Here is a 14360-nt window from a genome sequence, read left to right as displayed (position 1 = left end):
GCGCATCACCTGATCACGCGCCTACGCGATCTGCGCAAAAAGACTGATGTGCGCCGATCCCCGCCCCGGGCCGCGCCCACCTACGTCGCGTGCTCCGCCCGTTCGCCGCATCCCCTCAGCACGTCCACTCCGCCGGCTTGACAGCGACCAGCACCGCATGACCATCTGACAGACTGCTGCGCGCATGACGTGCTCCGCTCAATTCGGGGCACAGTGCGACACCGGGACTTGGAGGCGGTGCTCCGACAGCGCACAGACCGCGCTCAGGCCCTTGCCAGACCGCCAGACTCCGGGATTGAGCCAGCGCGGACCTTCGAAGTACTCCACGGTGAGACCAACCTGTGTAAATACCGACGTATCGAGATAGCGTCTGCCGCCGGTGCCACACAAGTAGGTGTCGGCCCGCACCGCCCGGGTCAGGTCGGCAAGTCGCGCCGAGCGTTCCTGGGTTACCTCGAAGTCGCTGCTCCGGACTATCTCGCCCTGCCATCCGACGATATCGAGCAACGCGCGAGTCGATAACTCAGCCACTTCATGCACGTGCTTGCTTTCTGCAAGACGAAGCAGAATCGGCTCTAACGCCGGGCGAAGTTCGGACCAGGTTGACCCACCTCCCAATTCATGCGTGAGCACGCGGCCGACCCGCTTTGCAGATACGTGAGGATCGACGAGTTCCACCTTCCGAATCTCGGTGCGCTGTCCTTCAGGAAGGTGAACCGGTAGCGTGAGCCAACGCCAGGCGTCGCAACTTCCCAATGGCGCCAATTTGGCACGATGTTGATAGTCGCGTCGACAGAATTGCACATCGTCTAAGATCACCCACACGTCGGCCGAGGCAATCTTGGCGAGCGTACTCAGGCGCGGAAGGAAGTTCGGCTGATGAATCGCGCAGATTCTTTTCACCCAACGCGCCTAGCCCACAAGCCGCGACGTGAATCCCGCGTCTATCAGGCGCTGAAACGCGCCCAGCACGTCCGCCGGGACCTCTTGCGCGACAGCAAAACCCTCCTTGGGGTATTCGATGATGCGCTGCAAGTCACCAACAAGCATGTCGAGCACCAACTTGGCGTCGCCAATGGTCGAGATATAGTCGTCAAGCTTCAATGGTTCCGATGCGCAAACAATCTGCACCTCTGGCCAGAGTTTGCGACATGTCGCATATGCACGCCGCTCCATATACGGTTTCGAGATAAGCATCACCCTGTCGGGGCGAATCTCATGGCGCGCGAGAAGGTCTCTCGACAGCGAGATATTCTGGCCAGTGTTCGCAGCGTCCGCATCAACCAAGATGGCGTCGGCCGGCATGCCAAGCGATACGGCATGCTCCTTGTAGTGAACAGCCTCACCGCGGGGGAATCTGGCTTTCGTTGTCGGACTGTTTCCGCCGCTGAATACAAGCACCGGGAAATATTCTCTTCGATATAGCTCAGCCGCATAGTCGGCGACACCGACATCGTGACTGCCGAGTCCGATCGCTGCGTCTACCGGTCTTAACTCGTGGCCCATCTGGTGGTATTGCCAGATCAGTAGAGCGTCTTCGAGTTGTTCGTTGGTGGGCGAGGCGGTCACGGTAACAGGCTTCCTTCCATTGGACTGAGACTTCTCCTGCTTCGCTTGAGACTCGATGTCAGCGCGGATTCGCTTGATGCTAGCCGTCTGATGCGCGAGACCGAATCGCTCAGCCAACAAGTAGGTCTCGTCGAGGAGTTTAAAACCACTTTCACGGCTCGCCGAATCGGAGCACAGGATGTGCGCCTGGGCTGTGTTCAAACGAACTTGCTGCAGCGGCGACCCTAAGTGATTTCCGGTCGCCGCGATGTCGATCGCCTCGGCAGCTTTATTAGGGTCCCCGGCCGCAAGATACGCGAGCGCCAATTTCTGATGGGACACGCTCCATTCGTCTGGTTCGTCCAGAGCTTCAAAGTCCTGGATTGCGCGGGCAATCGCGGCAACCGTTGCGTCCGTTCGATCGCCTGTTAGCCGTGACTTCTTGGACAATGCGGTGCCGATCCAGAGTCTCGCCCGAGCGCGATCAAGAGCACCGAGCCGTTCATCTTCGGCGAGGGTCTGGTATTGCCGAGCGGACTCTTCTAACCCACCGGACATCTCTGCGAGGACAGTGGTCAGCAATTCAACCTGAGCGTGACGCCGATCTGCGCGCAGCGACTTGAAACAAATCATCGCCTGCCGATAGATGGAATCAGCCGATTGCGGCCCACGCAAGATACCTTGATCGCGTTGAGCATTACCTAGGACGACAAGACTTTGACCTCTGAGGTAAACGGTTCTCTCATCCATTCGGGCGTCTTCTGCCCGAACCAGCCAACGTTGTATCAGTCGGGATGCGGCCTGGAAATCCTGTCGATCGGCGTAAAGCCTCGCACGATCAACGTCATCAGCCCAAGAATCAACATCAACTCCGCTGCCGGACGCGATCGCGGTCTTCGGAGCGGGAGCACCATTCGCGGTGCTCGGATCCAGAGCGCCCTCAAACCTGGCCTGCGCCTCAGCATCTGCGCGGTGGAGCGCGGTATCCAAGATCGCCTGCATGTACGGGCGAGGGGTCCGAAGCTCTCCGGCGTGCTCCCACTTGGACACAGTTCTGTCGGGCACGCCCAGCAGCGCCGCAAAGTCGCGCACGCTGAGGCGCAAGGCCACGGTTCGCAGCAGCCTTGCCGTCTGACCTGTCCACTGCTCGTGCAGCTTGCTCAACCTCTCTACTCAGGCCTCATTGTCGCAGGTCAGAAGGCGTAAGGGCGGCCAAAGGGCGACGGAAGGGCGGCACAGGGCCGTTACTACTCGGACGCACCCAAGCCAAGGTTGGTCCAGACGACGAAAGACTGTCGGACGCGAATCCATCAGGAGATGCAAATGACAATAGCTAGCGGAGTAGCTACGGAAATGGAGCCTTCGAACAAGCCCTATGTTGCCATCTACTTCCGCGAACACGTGATGATGAGCGCCGGCGAGATGGCACGGGCTCGGCGGGATCTGCTGAGCTTCGCAACGCGAAGAGGCTTTGGCCTCGAGGTTGATCTTTTCGTCGAGAAGCTGGAGACCGTTCCGGATGCCTTTGCGCGGATGGCCAAGAAACTCTCCGGGCCGGGAGGACATGTGGTGATCGTTCCGGGGATACACCACCTCGCCGGTCTGGGAAATCCGCCGCTGGCAGTACTTCAAGCATTCACGGCCGACGGGGTGCAGGTCCTGATGGCCGGTCACGTCGAGTAGGCAACGGCGAGCAGGTGGGTCCAAGGACCTCGAAGGGAACTCGAATGGAAGTCGAAGCACAGCTCGACCACTCGACCAGCCGCATCGCGGACCCACGCCGGTTCGTACTCCGCCGCGCAATTGATGTCAGCGGGGTCAGCGGCACCGGCGAAGTCGCCGAGGGAGTCGAGTGGTCTGACGGGACCGTGGCGCTGCGGTGGCGCGGAAAGTGGGCCACCACGGTCGTCTGGGACTACGGCCTCGACGCCCTCCTCGCAGTACACGGCCACAACGGCTCCACCGTCGTACGTTGGCTCGACGCCGACCGGCCGGCCTGACCCACCGTCCAGTTCGATGACTGAGCAGGAACTCTGGCGCGTGCAGCTGTGGCTGGGTGAGTACTTGATCGAGGAGCACATTGCCCCGACGGCACTCGCAGCGCAGTACGCGCACGTCATCAACCTTCGGATCCATGGCCTACCGGGCCGACACCTGCGGTGTCAGCGGATCGCCGACGCCGCACCCCCAGAAGCCGGCCGGCGCGGGACGAGATAGCGAGTCCGTCCTGGGCCGGCCGTTCCAAACCACCACCAGAAATGGAGATACATCATGAGCAACGAGATCACCGCTGTTCCGTTCGGTGTCCGTCACCTGGCATCCGGGCCAGACATGGCACCGATGGAACTGCCGATGACCTACAGCGCCAACCTTCAGCTGAACGTATCCGCGACCGGCAACCCGTACCACGCCATCGCCGCAGCTCTGCCGGAAACGAACACCGAGACGCCGATCCCCGACGGTCAGCGCCCGGGATCCGATAACTCCACCGACAACTACTGACCATGGGCACCGTCCTGGTGCTGACCGGCCACGACGACCTCACAGCAGACGCCGTCATCGACGAACTGACCAGACGGAATGCGCCGGTCGTCCGCTACGACACATCCGACTTCCCTCAGTCGTCCCAGATAGCCGCCACGCTCGGGGCACAAGGCTGGGAAGGGCAACTGATTGCTCATCGGTCGGTCGACCTCGAGGCGGTCAGCGCCGTGTGGTGGCGACGGCCCGCCGAGTTCAGTGTGCCGAGCGACTGGCCGGACGAGGCACGGGCCTTCGCAGTGTCCGAGGCGCGCGTCGGAGTCCTCGGCGTTCTGGGATCGCTTCCGGTGCGATGGATCAATCATCCGGCCAAGGACTCGGCCGCCAACTACAAACCGGTTCAACTAGCTGTGGCAGCCCGCGCCGGTCTCGACGTACCGCGGACGGTCATCACCTCGGATCCCGATCATGCCCGGGAGTTCATCGGCGCCGACGAGGTCATCTACAAGGGCCTCAGCGGTGGCGTACTCACGGCGGAACGACGTCATCGCTACCTGCCGACAACGGTGCTCCGCGCCGATGAGATCGACGCGAGCGTCACCGGCACTGCGCATCTGTTCCAGGAACGAGTGCCCAAGCAATGCGAAGTACGCCTGACCGTGATCGGCCAGCGGATGTTCCCGGTCGCGATCCATGCCGGGAGTGCGGCTGCAAGACTGGACTGGAGAACGGACTATCCGTCCCTCACCTACGGTCCGATCGAGCTTCCAGCTCAGGTGGAGAAGGGCGTCCGGTTGCTCATGGACGAACTGGGCCTGTACTTCGGTGCGCTCGACTTCGCCGTGACCCCGGACGGCCGATGGGTGTTCTTCGAAGTGAACCCGAACGGCCAATGGCACTGGCTCGCGGTCAAGGCCGGCGTACCGATGATCGAGGCAATGGCCGATGCCCTCCAAGGAAAGGACGATTGACTCCGTGAGTGACTGGACCGACGCCGCTCGCAAGCTCGCCGACGAGGTAACAGCAGCGGCACCGGAGTGGCACGACTCGGTCAGCTCCACACCTCGGCACCAACTGGTGCCGAGGTGGTGGGAGCCGATCCCCGACAGCTACCCATTCGCCTGGGGACTCCGAACGCCGAAGCCGGACCAACAATGGGCAGAGGTGTACGCCGACGAGACCCTGGTGACCCGTGTGGGCGCACTCCACGCGGACTACGCGGACCTATCCGATCGTCCAGCGGGCCTCCCGACGTCGTCCTCGACCCTGCCCGGGTTGATCGTGCGCATGCTCCACCTGCTCGACCCGCACAAGCACGACCAGGTGCTCGACGTCGGCACCGGCTCCGGCTACTCCGCAGCTCTCCTCGCACACCGCCTCGGCGACAAGCAGGTGACCAGCATCGACCTAGACCCGTACCTCGTCGACGCCGCCCGCGAGCGCCTCGCCGACTTCGGCCGAACCCCACGTCTCGAGATCGCCGACGCCACCGGCTCGCTACCGGACACCAACTACGACCGCATCATGGCCACCGTCGCCGTCCGCCCCATCCCTCCGGCATGGCTAGACGCTCTCCGCGCCGGCGGCAAGATCGTCACCACCATCACCGGCACCTCGCTCATGATCAACGCCGACAAACACCCAGACGGAGTAGTCCGCGGCCACGTCCAACCAGACCCAGCCACCTTCATGCGCACCCGCCGCGAAACCGACTACCCAGCCCGCCTAGATCACGTCTTCAACGCCGCCCGCGACCAACCAGGCGACGAGACCCGCCAACTAACAGGACCCATACCCGACCTGTGGGACGACTGGCAGTTGCGTTGCCTGTACGAACTCGACACCCCCGACATCGAGAACCGCTCCGCGACCCGCGACGACGGCAGCCAACTCCTGTGGCTCCTAGCAGCCGACGGATCCTGGGCACGCGCCGACAGCGAAACCAAGACCATCCACCAAAGCGGCCCACGAGGCCTATGGGACGACCTGCAACGCGTCCAAGCCAGGTGGACAGCCGCCGGTCGTTTCCCCCTCGACACCATGACCGTCGAACTCCGCGAGGACCGAAACGCCCTCATCGGCCCCGACGGCCACTGGACACTTGAGCTCTGACCAACCGCAGATCACCAGCCCCAGCGCTCAACACCACCACATGACCGCCGCTGCTGCTGCACCAGAGATCCTCCGCCTCAGACGCGTCACCCAGGTCTCGCCACCTGTGTTCGCCGCCCTCCAACCAGCGACATCGCCGCCAGTCACTACGCCGATGCGTGATTGCACCAAACGACGAACCTGAATGCCGCCACACATCTTGCACTCGAGGCGTGTCAGCAAATTGCAACGCGTATTTGGTCACCTTCGCGCGCCGCACGTTAAGCATCTATGGACGACCCACCACCCCTGCCCGGGCAAGACCTGACCTCGCGCCAACACCTACATCGCGGCCAGATCCGACCAACGGTTCTGCTCGGATCGGTGCCGCCTTCGCAACTGGCGAAGCCGAAAACTGGTGCGCTCGGCCGAGGCAATCGAAGCCGAACAGGTGACCGTACTGCTCGCGGAAGTGGATCGTCTGCAGCGCCAAGTCACCGAACTTCAGCAGGCGAACGAAACCCTCCGAGAGGCCTTGAGCCGCGCACAGAGACGGCTGCTAACCGCTCAGAGTCCGTACAGCGGATAGTCCTGCACCGTCACCAGCTGATCCCACGAATGCACCGGTCCAGTTCGCAGTGAGCGGTGTCATCACGAACCGGACCGGACGCAGAAACTCAACGTCGATCCGTGAGGAGATCCGGGGTGAGGCTCTGGCGGAGTGCGGGACGGGCACGGAGTGCGCCCCGTCCTGATCCCCCAACGACACCATCATCAAGCTGAGCGGATTCCCCAGTCCTGAGCTGATCGCCACGGAGCACGGCGGCTCCGGGCTCCTCGCCACTACAGTCCGCGGATCAGGCGGTCACTCTGCCTGAGACCGAGAATGAGCGATTCCCGGTGCTCCAGACTGACGGCGTTGTTGACCTCGTTGTCGACGGCCACAATCTGCAGCCGGCCGAGGTACCACTGCGCCGTGCGGGCCAGGAGGTCGTAAACGTCGCGGATGCGCGCCAGATCGAAACCTTTCTGGCCCGCGTTTGAGGAAATGCCGTCCAAGATCAGCAGCCCGGGCAGTGGCAGTCCCCTGTCGATTGCGACCGTGTGATGTGCCAGCGCGTGCGCGATGTTGACCAGGGTTTTGAGGCCCTGACTAGACAGCGTCTCGAAGGCTCGGCCAGATACCTCGGGCAAGTAGGTACTCCGGTTGATGTGGACCTGGAGCTCGGCCGGAGAGAAGTCCGGGATGCGCAGCTCTCGCAGATATTCCAAGCAGCGCTGCTCGAGCGCTCGTACGTTGCCCTCGGCATCGACACGCTTGATCCCATAGGCCCGGATCCGCTCCTCCACGGCATCCGCCTCCCGCCGGAGTGCCTCACGGTCGGACAGACTCGCCTGGTAGCGGTGGACCAGCTCACTGTACTCAGTTAGCCGCCGGATGTCGGCCTCGAGTGTCGCCTGCTCCGCCGCCTCTTGCTGAAGCTGCGACGACCGGTCGGAGATGAATATCGACGTGCCCTCGTCGAGCCGGCGCGACAGCTCAATGATCTCGGCGTCGAGCGCCGACCGCTCCGCCTCGAGCTGACCTCGAGCCGCGAGACGCTCGCGGAGGACGTCCGTGGTCTCCTCAATCTGGCTGGCGATGCGTTCCTGCTCGGCGAGCAGCGCCGAGGTGGACGGCGCCGGCCGGGGCTCTTGGAAGCACAGATAGCAGTGCCCGTCCTCGGCCCGCCCTGGACTCACTCCTTGGCCGCAGCGTGGACAGACAACGAAGTCAAAATCAACTAGCAGCTCGTCGGCCACGATGGCGCGCGTCAATCGCGCTGACTGTGCCCGCAACTGCTGCTCGAGATCAGCCAGGTCGCTCGCCTGGGCGGCGAGCCCCGACAACTGCTCCGACAGCGCTGCAAACCGGGTTCTCGCAGCGAGCAGCTCGGCACGGATCCTGGCGAGTTCCGGCCTGGATCGATCCATACCTCCTGCGAGGTTTCTGCGCCGATTCACGAGCTCGGCGAGCTGCTGGCGTCTGCCGGCCAGTTCGCGGTCCAGCGCCTCCGCACTGGCGAACGGAGTCTGGGCGAGGAACCGCTGGCTGATCGCCTCGGATTTCTGGTGCTCCTGGATCTGGAGTTCGAGGGTCCGAAGTTCGGCGCGCAATATAGCCAACTCCGGGTCGTAATACCCGTACACCAGCTCGAAGACCCAGCGCCGCTTTTCCTCCCGCCACGGCCGCAGATGCCCGAACACCTGGGTGTCGAGTTCATCGCCGGTGATGATGCAGTAGTTGAGCCAGTCCCTGATGGACACGGGCGTCAACGCTCCGGACGGATCGCTGCGGGCGCGAGGAACGCTGACGCTCGGCAGGCCCAGCTGCTCAAGAAGGAACTTGCCGTACGACGGCCCGTTGCCGGTGACCGGGAGACGGGTCGAGGACGGCTCCCGCCCATGGACGATTTCGCTAATCTCCACAGGAGCGGTGCTGGTTGTGGTGCGAGGCCGATAAATGCTCCAGACCGTGTTGCCGAGAACCACTTCACCACGGATCGCCGTCAGCTGCTCCACCTCCGGCGGCAGATTGCTCGGCATCGGCCCGAGCAGGGCACTGATAAGCCGGACGAGGGTCGTCTTCCCGCTGGTGATGTCGCCCTGGATGATGTTGAGACCGGGATGGAACGGGACTTTTCGCCCACCGCCGACCAGCTCCACCGACTCCAGCTCGAGGCGGTGCGACGACGTAGGCCCAGCAGGCTCTTGGCTCGTCATCGGATGTCGTCCAGCCACGTCGCGTCCGCCACCTCGGGAAGCTCGTAGACGTAGCCCATCAGCGTCCGCCCCGACTTGTCCAGATACCGACGTAGCAATTTGGCGCGGTCACCGATCTTGAGGAAGATCTCGTCGGCGAGAAGCTGTTCGGCGAGTCCGGCCCCCAGGGCAGTCGTGCGATAGCCGAAACCGCCCGATCCCGGCAACGGTTCGACTTCGACCAGCCCTCTGCCGATCAGCGAGCCGAGCACCGCATAGTACGACGGATCCCAGGGGCCGTAGCGATACCGCATCATCCTGTTGTCCAGAGGAGCGTCGTTCTCCTCGAGATCCTCCAGACGGTCGGCGTCGACTCCGTGCTTGATTAAGACCTTGCGTAAGTGGACCGGATAGCGCAGAAGGAAGTCCAGCTTCGCGAGCTTGACCCGCCCTTCCAGGAAGCGAGGCTCGCCCTTGGACTTCCGGCTGAAGGCGTCGACAAGGAGTAACAGCCGTGCCTCAGACTCTCGGCTGGACTGGAATCGCGACCGCGAGGGCCAGGTTTCACGAGTCGTCACAGTCATCCTGCGACTCCCCATCCGAAGCGGCACTCGTCCGAGAGATGGCACAGATATCCGAAGAGTTGTTCCGCATCACGATCGAAGAGGTCGTCGCGGTCGCACTGAGCGAGGTCACTGGGACGGCTCATCAGCTCCGCAACGATTGCCTCGCCGGATCTCATTCCGAGAACCGGCGACGCCGCTGCGGCCATTGAGATGCGCCGGCTGGTCGCCTCTGCCATAGTCAACATCCGTTGGGCCAACTGATCGAGCCGATCGACGGCAGAGTCCACCGAGGCGAGCTGAAGTTGTCGTCTCAGTTCCATCGTGGTGCGCAGGTTCTGCGCCTGAGCGATGGTCTCCGGAGAAGCGCCGGCGCGAATCAGCTTGAGCTCCAGCAAGGACGCCGTCGTACCGGCCTTGATCCGCTGAAGGAGACTGTGGTCGGACTCCCGACGCAGCGGCGGAGTCAGCGACAGCAACATGTGGTGAGACAGGATCTGTTCGCGGATCGGTTCGATCAGGCCCGCACTTGGCTCGCCGGGCTGTGGCAAGTCGTGCCCGAGGTGGTCCGCCGCTGCCGCCAAATGACCCTGAATGGCCCCCGGCATCTGCTCACCAGCCTGGGCCGCTTCTGCCGCATCCAGCAGGCGTCCGTAGATCTGCTCGAGTTCGACCTGTGCGAGTGGCCAGAGCGCTCCGAGCTCTCGGATCGCCTTCGCGTCGATGTGCGCCGTCGAGGGCTGTCCAGCGTGGATCTCGAGCCTGGCCAAGAAGTCCGCCAGCTGCCCGCGACCCAACCCGTGTGCCACGATCTTGCGACGGATCTCAGGCCCGGCCGTCGCCGGGGCCGCTGCGAATCCGGTGGTGACCTTATTGTCGGACAGCGGACCCTCGACCCACAGCTCGAACGTCGACCGTTCGTGGATGCCGTGCGTCCGGGCCGCGGAATACGACCGGACCAGCGAGTCCAAGCCGCGGTCGCACATCGCCGCCGCGCTCCAAGAGCCGCGGTCTCTCGTCTTCAACTGAATGAACCGGAATCGTTCTTTGCTGACGACAACCACGTCTTCGACGTGTTCGCAGACCAGGCAGAGGGCTGGATCACGCTCGGACAGGCAGGTCAGCCACAGTCTGACAGCCTGTTTGGCCTGCCACCGATAGCGTGCGAACGTGCTTAGCCCGCTGGGCTCGGTGGCCACCCCGACGAGAGCCGTCAACTGCGAGTCGATCGCCGTCCTTGCGACTTCCACAGGGCCCCCAACCAGCCAGCACGATGGAGACTCTGATGCTAAAGCCGCTCGTCACTCTCCGCGACCTCATCGGCGGGTCGCCCACCGACCCTGCCAACTCGCATCCTGAAGCGCGTTGGTGCGGCTCTCTGACACAGCGGAATAGGGCTTCGCGCCGACACAGTGATCAATGCACTGACACCGCGAGCGAGAGGATCACTCCCCTGCCATTTCGTGGCAGCGAATCGAGCAAGGTCAGCAGACAGATCCGAGCTCGGCCTTCAGATCCGCACAACGCTCAGAGGTGGGCCCTGAACTCGTCCAGACAGCAAGGGAAACACCGCCGTACAGAGACGCTCCAACTACGTGGGCTGCACAGGACTACGGCGGAGCGCATTAAGCGAACGACGGAGTTCCCACAGCGGCAGTTCATGCGTAATGCTGTGTCGGTGGCGGAAGGGCAGAAGAGCGGCTGGGCTCGGTATGGTGCAGTCGGTGTGGTGATCGCAATCCTACTTGGAGTAATCGGCTTCCTGGCCGATGCGGAAGGCGTCATCTCGCTTGGTGAGCGGGTGCGCAACTTCAAGAGCGGGCAGGCGCCGTCTAGCAGTCCACCGTCGCAACCACTTTCCACGGCCCCGACCGGCGGAGCGTCGACGGCGGTCCCACATACCAGCAAGCCGACTCGACCGTCGTCGCCGAGCACGACACCGACGACGACGACGACGACGCGGCCAACGACCACGCGGCCGCGGACGACGTCACCTCCGAGTCGCCCGAAGTACTGGCCGCTCGGCGAGATCCCGACCAGCGCCCAGATCCTCGCTTGTATCAAGCAGATGGACCGGGAACGCCACTATTCCGCCGGCGACACACTGCAGTTCAGCGAACTGTCCGCCGGAGACGTCGGCCAGGAGGTCACGTTGCGGATCAAGATTGATCCGAAGGCCGCCATCTTCTATCTCTGGGTGCGGGACGCGACCTGCAAACCCCGAAAGGTCATGGAACTGCAGGCGGGCGACAAGCTGAACTTGCGGGGCGCATGGACCGGTGGATTCGCGAGCCTCATCCCGTTCGACGAGCCCAAGAACCTCGTCGGCCAGGAGGGTGCGATCAACCCCAACGTCGACTGGACCGGCGGCGCCAGCTATGGCGGCACCACCGAGATGCTCTGGGCCTGGTCCTGACGTCCGCCATGGGTCGGCGGCTTGGCTTGAGACACTCGGCCGGTGACAAGAAACGCCTACGACCGATTCGCCGTTCCGCGGCCCGAACATATCGGCGCTGCGCACGCGGAGGCCATCGATCTGGAGCTGCAACGGCTCGCGCGGCGATCGACGCCCGGGACGACGGACAAGCTATCGGTTTCCTCAAGTGCTTGATCGAGGCAGTCGCCAAGGTGGTTCTGGACCTCAACGGAGCGCCCTCTGGCGGAGCCGACTTCGACCCGACGGTGAAGCGCGCGCACGACCTGCTCGCCGCCCAACCGGGACATGAGCTTGCCCACCCCAGTCCATTCGGCAACCTCGCAACTCAGGCAAGCAAGATGGCTGTCTCGATGAGCGCCATCCGCAACAACTACGGCGGCGGGCACGGGCGAGCCCGGCAGCCGGAGCTACAAGCAGAGATGCTGGACCTGGCGATGGACGGGTCCCTCCTCTGGGTTCGGTGGGCCGTTCGACGCCTGGGATACTTCGCCCAGGGTCGTCCCGAGACCCTGATACGCGACCTCGTCGGCGATCCCACCGGCCCAATCAGCTTCTCTGCCGGCGACCTCACGTCGCGACTGCAGAGCGCCAACCTGCCCCGGAGCGATCCGCGCCATTCACGGTCGATCGGAATCGCGGTGGGTCAGCGAACGGCACAGGAGACGTTCAACGTTCGCATCGAGGGCGTCAACGCCGCCAGCGCAGACAACGACCTAGAGCACTGGCCTGCGGCATACCGACTCGGTGTCGCCAGCGGCCTGCTGTTCAGCCCGGACGAGATCCCGACCACTACCGCCTTGAACCTCCGATTGGCCCTCCGGATCTATCTTCCCGTCACGGATGCTCCAGATGAGATTGCAAAGCTTCTGGGCGCGTGATGGCTACCCGAGCACCCGGTCCCCTGCCGGGCGACCCATCGACGAACGCGGATCTGCTGTGGTTCGTGGAACAGAACGCGGGCAGCAGACCAGGGACTAAATCGGGCGCGTGGAGCGAGCTAGCACGCCACCTTCGCGGCGAATCGACAGCGGCCGCAGTCGGAGATTGAGACTGCCAAGTCACAATGGAGCAATGCGGGATGGTGGTCGCAGCTGTGGCGGGCGAAGGCGCTGCCGCGTCTCGCCAGCATCCTTGGCCGCGCCGCCACTCTTTACCGCCAGCGCGGCGGCAGCCGCCCTCAGCGGAGTCCTGTCCAGCGGCCTGCGTGGCCAGCTCCGACGACGAACCGTGATCCCCGATTTCCAGTACCCCGCTCCTCGGAGTGCAGAATCTTGGGATGACTGCCGATGACAGCCACTCCGACCTCGCTGCGGCCTGGCACGATCTGAGCCAGATTCTGGACAGCATGCACTCGCGGTTGCAGTGGTCCGACACCCATTACCTGGACGTAAGCGATAAAGCCGAGCGTGTCCGGCAGCTCGGTTCACATCTCTCGAGCGCTGTAGTTCTCGCCGAGCAGTTCAGATACAGCTCAGCCTTCGCGCTAGTGCGTACGAGCCTGGAGCAGGTTCTTGTGGACTGGTTGGTGTTCCTCGGCCGAACGTTCGTTCAGTATCAAGGCGGCGTCGACGAACAAACCTGGACGCAGTGGCAGGCTGCGCGGGCGGCCGGGGAAGGCTGGACGGCAGAGGTCAAGGAGTGGTCACGCACCAAGAAGGGAGAGGTGAGAGTCGTCCGGGAGGGACTGTTCAGCGAGCCTGATGAAGCCGGGAAGAGGAAGCAGGTGAGCATCTACTACTTCCTCCTCCAGCAGTACAGCCCAGGTCTCGGCAGTCCGACCCAGCAGGAGGACGACGGCCTGATCGAGGTCGACGAGCTTCGGGAACTCGCGAAGGAGAATCAGGCACTCTGGAAGACCTACCTGACGTGGAGCTCGCTCGTCACCAACCTTCGAGAGAACGAATTGATCGGCGAGGCTGACGCTGGCCGGCTTGCGCCGCACTACAGCTTTCTGAGCGGCTATGCCCACCCGGTCGCGGACCTGATGACCGAGACCTACGGCCGCAACTTCAGCCACCGCTGGCCGCGCTTCGACCACTACAGCAGCGAGCTGATACTTCTGTATGCGCTGTCCATCGGCACGCTCGAGGTTCGGAACTTTCTCAAGTGTCTGAAGGGCTACGACGACATAACCATTGAAGACGAGCCTGACATACGAGCTGTGCTTGCACGGGCCGAGCGCTCAAGCTCCTATTTCTGGTTCCTGGGCGCAAACCCGCATCCATATGACATCTGGACAGCGCGAAATGCGCTGGTGTTCCGGCAATTGAGAGAAGGAAAGGCGGCGGAGCTGCCTGCCCCGCCGCCGAATGCGGAAGTGCCGTATCCACGCGATCCGCTCAAACGGCTAATTTCCATGCACCAGACTGCTAGTGAATTCATGTCCGGGCTGACGTACGTCAGTCCGTGGCCACGTGACGATGCACGATTCCGGTAGAGGCATGGGATGCTCCGGTGGTGACTAGTGAATGGCCGACCTGGGCAGACCTCCGGGCACG

Annotated in this window: 14 protein-coding genes; 9 read left to right on the top strand and 5 right to left on the bottom strand. The window is 63.4% G+C overall.

The window, feature by feature from the left end; genetic code table 11:
• Positions 1–198: 198 nt before the first annotated feature.
• Positions 199–903, bottom strand: a complete 705-nt coding sequence (locus EV650_RS04715; protein WP_134115691.1) for a WbqC family protein — start codon at positions 901–903, stop codon at positions 199–201.
• A gap of 9 nt (positions 904–912) precedes the next feature.
• A complete protein-coding gene (locus tag EV650_RS40910) occupies positions 913–2712 on the bottom strand; it encodes a YdcF family protein (RefSeq protein WP_238174015.1) in 1800 nt (599 codons plus the stop codon).
• Between the two features lie 159 nt (positions 2713–2871).
• On the opposite strand from EV650_RS40910, the gene EV650_RS04700 reads away from it, so the two are divergent.
• Genes EV650_RS04700 through EV650_RS04675 form a run of 6 tightly spaced genes read left to right on the top strand, consistent with a single transcriptional unit; the run spans position 2872 to position 6141 of the window.
• Complete coding sequence (locus EV650_RS04700; protein WP_134115689.1) at positions 2872–3231, top strand: hypothetical protein; 360 nt, start codon at positions 2872–2874, stop codon at positions 3229–3231.
• 44 nt (positions 3232–3275) lie between these two features.
• Positions 3276–3548 carry a hypothetical protein gene (locus tag EV650_RS04695; RefSeq protein ID WP_202874400.1) on the top strand — a complete coding sequence of 91 codons (273 nt, stop codon included), beginning with the start codon at positions 3276–3278 and terminating at the stop codon, positions 3546–3548.
• Between the two features lie 16 nt (positions 3549–3564).
• Positions 3565–3765: a hypothetical protein gene (locus EV650_RS04690; protein WP_134115687.1), complete on the top strand. Its 201-nt coding sequence runs from the start codon at positions 3565–3567 to the stop codon at positions 3763–3765.
• Between the two features lie 54 nt (positions 3766–3819).
• Complete coding sequence (gene tgmA / locus EV650_RS04685; RefSeq protein ID WP_134115684.1) at positions 3820–4050, top strand: putative ATP-grasp-modified RiPP; 231 nt, start codon at positions 3820–3822, stop codon at positions 4048–4050.
• 2 nt (positions 4051–4052) lie between these two features.
• Entirely contained in the window at positions 4053–5000 is a 948-nt protein-coding gene (gene tgmB, locus EV650_RS04680; protein ID WP_134115682.1) for an ATP-grasp ribosomal peptide maturase, read from the top strand.
• A gap of 4 nt (positions 5001–5004) precedes the next feature.
• Entirely contained in the window at positions 5005–6141 is a 1137-nt protein-coding gene (locus tag EV650_RS04675; RefSeq protein WP_166678031.1) for a methyltransferase domain-containing protein, read from the top strand.
• Between the two features lie 822 nt (positions 6142–6963).
• On the opposite strand, the gene EV650_RS04670 is transcribed toward EV650_RS04675, so the two are convergent.
• The 3 genes from EV650_RS04670 to EV650_RS04660 are packed head-to-tail and all read right to left on the bottom strand — an operon-like array spanning position 6964 to position 10675.
• Positions 6964–8826: a coiled-coil domain-containing protein gene (locus EV650_RS04670; protein WP_202874399.1), complete on the bottom strand. Its 1863-nt coding sequence runs from the start codon at positions 8824–8826 to the stop codon at positions 6964–6966.
• A 53-nt stretch (positions 8827–8879) separates the two neighbouring features.
• A complete protein-coding gene (locus EV650_RS04665; RefSeq protein ID WP_166678030.1) occupies positions 8880–9440 on the bottom strand; it encodes a hypothetical protein in 561 nt (186 codons plus the stop codon).
• Between the two features lie 2 nt (positions 9441–9442).
• Positions 9443–10675: a dsDNA nuclease domain-containing protein gene (locus tag EV650_RS04660; protein ID WP_166678029.1), complete on the bottom strand. Its 1233-nt coding sequence runs from the start codon at positions 10673–10675 to the stop codon at positions 9443–9445.
• A 476-nt stretch (positions 10676–11151) separates the two neighbouring features.
• Here EV650_RS04660 and EV650_RS40280 point away from each other — a divergent pair, with 476 nt between their 5' ends.
• From EV650_RS40280 to EV650_RS04650, 3 genes are all read left to right on the top strand, one after another.
• Positions 11152–11841 (top strand): hypothetical protein, encoded by a 690-nt coding sequence (locus EV650_RS40280; RefSeq protein ID WP_166678028.1) that lies wholly within the window; start codon positions 11152–11154, stop codon positions 11839–11841.
• 8 nt (positions 11842–11849) lie between these two features.
• Entirely contained in the window at positions 11850–12740 is an 891-nt protein-coding gene (locus EV650_RS04655) for an abortive infection family protein (protein ID WP_500778883.1), read from the top strand.
• A gap of 398 nt (positions 12741–13138) precedes the next feature.
• The gene (locus tag EV650_RS04650) at positions 13139–14299 is read left to right on the top strand and encodes a hypothetical protein (RefSeq protein ID WP_134115669.1); all 1161 of its coding nucleotides are present in this window, start codon (positions 13139–13141) and stop codon (positions 14297–14299) included.
• Positions 14300–14360: the final 61 nt, after the last annotated feature.

The organism is Kribbella kalugense (assembly GCF_004365875.1).
GTDB lineage: Bacteria > Actinomycetota > Actinomycetes > Propionibacteriales > Kribbellaceae > Kribbella > Kribbella kalugense.
Note: the sequence above shows the minus strand (reverse complement) of the source record. Positions and strands in the feature narration are given on the sequence as shown.